At 63.3% G+C, this 3,224-nt stretch carries 3 protein-coding genes; 1 reads left to right on the top strand and 2 read right to left on the bottom strand.

The features are described from left to right. Positions 1-148: 148 nt before the first annotated feature. Positions 149-691 carry a YbhB/YbcL family Raf kinase inhibitor-like protein gene (locus tag MJ797_RS12530; protein WP_239334516.1) on the bottom strand — a complete coding sequence of 181 codons (543 nt, stop codon included), beginning with the start codon at positions 689-691 and terminating at the stop codon, positions 149-151. A 680-nt stretch (positions 692-1,371) separates the two neighbouring features. After that, a complete protein-coding gene (locus MJ797_RS12525) occupies positions 1,372-2,085 on the bottom strand; it encodes a DedA family protein (RefSeq protein WP_239334515.1) in 714 nt (237 codons plus the stop codon). Between the two features lie 170 nt (positions 2,086-2,255). Between MJ797_RS12525 and MJ797_RS12520 the strand changes: the two genes are divergently transcribed. After that, positions 2,256-3,170, top strand: coding sequence for an AEC family transporter (locus MJ797_RS12520; RefSeq protein WP_239334514.1), 915 nt, complete (start codon positions 2,256-2,258; stop codon positions 3,168-3,170). Positions 3,171-3,224 lie beyond the last annotated feature (54 nt).

Here is a 3,224-nt window from a genome sequence, read left to right as displayed (position 1 = left end):
CAACGACAACGAGAAGCACAAGCTTGCGAATCATGTAGGCCAACCTACCCGCGCCTGGCGATCCTTGCCCACCGTGTCCCAGACGACCTGTTGTGGGAGGCCGCGGGCGCCCACGAGGGCCGGATTCACAACAATATCCGGGAAGGCGTCAACGCTGGTAGGTAGCCCGCAGGACACCGCGGGCAAGAGTGTGGAACGCCAGGTTGAACCCGACAACCGCGGACGAGACAGAGTCAGGGAGCCCGAGCGACGGGACGTCGACCGCATGGGCCGCGAAAATGTAACGATGCGGACGATCACCCTCCGGAGGCGCGGCGCCACCAAAATCCGCCGTACCGTAGTCGTTCCGTACGTGGAACGACCCTGATGGCAGCCCCAGAAGATCACCACTTGCCACGCCGTGAGGCAGTTCGGTGACCGAGAGCGGGATGTCGACCAGCGTCCAGTGCCAGAAACCGCTGCCCGTCGGTGCGTCCGGGTCGAAACAGGTGACAACGAAGCTCCGCGTCCCCGCGGGGAAGCCCGTCCACGCAAGGTGCGGCGAGAGGTTCTCCCCACCTGCGCTGGTGTGGACCGCCGATAGAGCAAGTGTGCCGCCATCGGAGAAGTCGCCACTACTGAGCGTGAAAGACGGTACGCGGGGGAGAAGATCGAACGGGTCCGGGGGCGTGCCGCGGTCAAGTGAGGACATCAGCCAACCTCGTTTTCTGTCAGATGACTTCCGTTATGACATGACTCTTGCATGCCCGGTACAGCGTTTCACACAGCCTTGTCTCCCACACCGCCCGGACGTGGGGTGCCTACTGGAGCCGGCACGTCCCATACGCCGGACGGAACCCAGGGCACACAAGCACCGCACTCGCCTGTCAGGTAAGTTGGGTAATATTAATTCAGCACGCTCAGCACCAGGAGACGCGGTATCGTGGGGTTGGGGCACACATCTCGCGTCAGCGCTACCCATCCATCGCCGCGCGATGGATGGGTAGCGCGGCTCGTCGCAACACCTCCGGTGGCTCCCGCAGCCGCCTCGCGAGGCACGCGCCGCCCCAACCCAACTTCTTGATCCATACCATTATTGCCGGGCGCTCTCAAGCCATACAGGACCTATTGACGGCACGGCGCCTCCGGACGTTTTCAGTCGATCATAAATAGCTGCCTGAACAGGATCTTGCAAACACTGTGACGAACCGCCCGGTCACCCGAAGAAAAACCTTGCGATCGTTGCGGGTTTTTGGCTGCCAAACGGGACACACGGGCCCCCGACCAACTAATCTGAGAAGTGCCCGGTGGGGCGACTACCAACTCCCCCCGTGTTGGCGGTCTCCCACCGGGCGCTTCATCTTCCGCCCAGGGACGAGCGGGCCAACGCCGTCAGTCCTGATCAGGTATCGGGCGCGACTGCGACGAATGCCGAGGGCCGCCTGAGCCCTTGGCCGGCCGCGTTGCCCGGCGATGCGCCCGCAACAGCTCGAAGGCGATCGGGATGACCGATAGCAGCACGATCCCGATGAAAATCGTCTCGACGTGGTTGGCCACAAAGTCGACCTTGCCCAGGAAATATCCGATCACCGTTACAGCGCTGCCCCACAACAGCCCGCCAGCGACGTTGAAGATACTGAAGAGCCGGTAGTTCATGCCACTGACACCCGCGATGATCGGGGTGAACGTCCGCACGATAGGCACGAAACGGGCAAGAATCACCGAAACAGGGCCGTATCTCTCGAAAAATTCACGAGCCTTGCCCACGTTCTCCTGTTTGAACAGCCTCGAGTCAGGCCGCCGGAACAAGGTGGGACCGACCTTACGCCCGAACAGGAAACCTGTCTGGTCGCCGAGGATCGCGGCAATCGAGATCAGAAAACAGGCAAGCCACAGCGGAGTGGACAACGTGTGGTTGGACACAAGCAGACCGACTGTGAACAACAACGAGTCACCCGGCAGGAAAAAACCGACAAGCAAGCCGGACTCGGCAAAAATGATCAAAAGCACAACGATCAGACCCGCTTTGGCCAGATGCTGCGCATCCAGGATGCTCGGGCCGAGCGCGAGGGTGGTCGAGGCGACCGTTGATGCTGAAACAGACACTATGACGGGCCTCCGGAGCGACTCGGGACGCAAAGGCAGGCTTGCGGCCGATTCGGTTCCCGCCTCGACCGGGCGCTCTTCGCGGACGACAAGGAGCGTATCCACCGGCGCCGGCACGGCTGCCCGCGGCCCACTGCGGGGTCTCCCCGTCCGCCTGACAGGATGCGGAGGTGTCCGCTCTACTCGTCCTGGTTGTCGGTTTGGTGGCGGGTATCGTGGCAGGTGTCACGGCGCGGCGGCACGGTCGCGTCGACGACAGTGCCCATCAGATGGTCAATTTCTGGGTACTCGACGTAGCCTTGCCCGCCCTGGCACTCAATGTATTACACAGCGTAATATTTCCTGCCAATCTGTTACTCATCGTCGCTGGCCCATATCTGCTGTTCGCCTTCAGCGCAACACTTTTCCTCTGGGTCGGACGCGTCCTGCACCTGCGCCGGGACGTCGTGGGCGCGCTGATCGTGACTACCGCCGTGGCGAACACGTCTTTCGTCGGGATACCGATGGTCACGGCCTTCTTTGGAGCGGAATCGGTTCCGGTCGCGCTTCTCGTCGATCAGCTCGGCTCGTTCATCATCGTCGGGACGGCGGTCATCGCGGTGGCGGCCACAGCGTCGGGAGCCGGTGTCACCCGGGCGGAGATCGCCCGCCGGCTACTCACGGCACCCGCACTGATCGCATTACTGACCGGGCTGGTACTGCGTCCGGTCGCCTTCCCCGGCTGGCTGACGGCGGCGTTGACCACCCTCGGCTCAACCCTCACGCCCCTGGCGCTGTTCTCGATCGGTCTGCAACTGCGTATCGGCGCGGTGCGTGCCTGGCGTCGGGAACTCGCGATCGGTCTGCTGGTCAAGCTCGTTATCGGCCCCGCCCTGGTGTTCGGGATCTATGCCCTGGCCGGCTCCCTTGGCGACCATGGGGTCCAGGTCGCGCTGTTCGAAACCGCGATGCCACCGATGGTTGCCGGAGCAATGATTGCCATGCGCTATGGCCTGGCTACTCCGCTGCCCAGCCTGATGGTCGGCGTCGGGGTGCCGGTATCGCTCCTCACACTGCCCATCTGGTCATGGATCCTGCAGGGCTGATTCGCTGTTGGCTCCGGATGCGGGCGCGGCTGCCCTCGGGCTGGCGCCCCCGGT

This window comes from Protofrankia sp. CiP3 (assembly GCF_917627345.1).
GTDB lineage: Bacteria > Actinomycetota > Actinomycetes > Frankiales > Frankiaceae > Protofrankia.
This window is presented reverse-complemented; position numbering and strand designations above follow the sequence as displayed.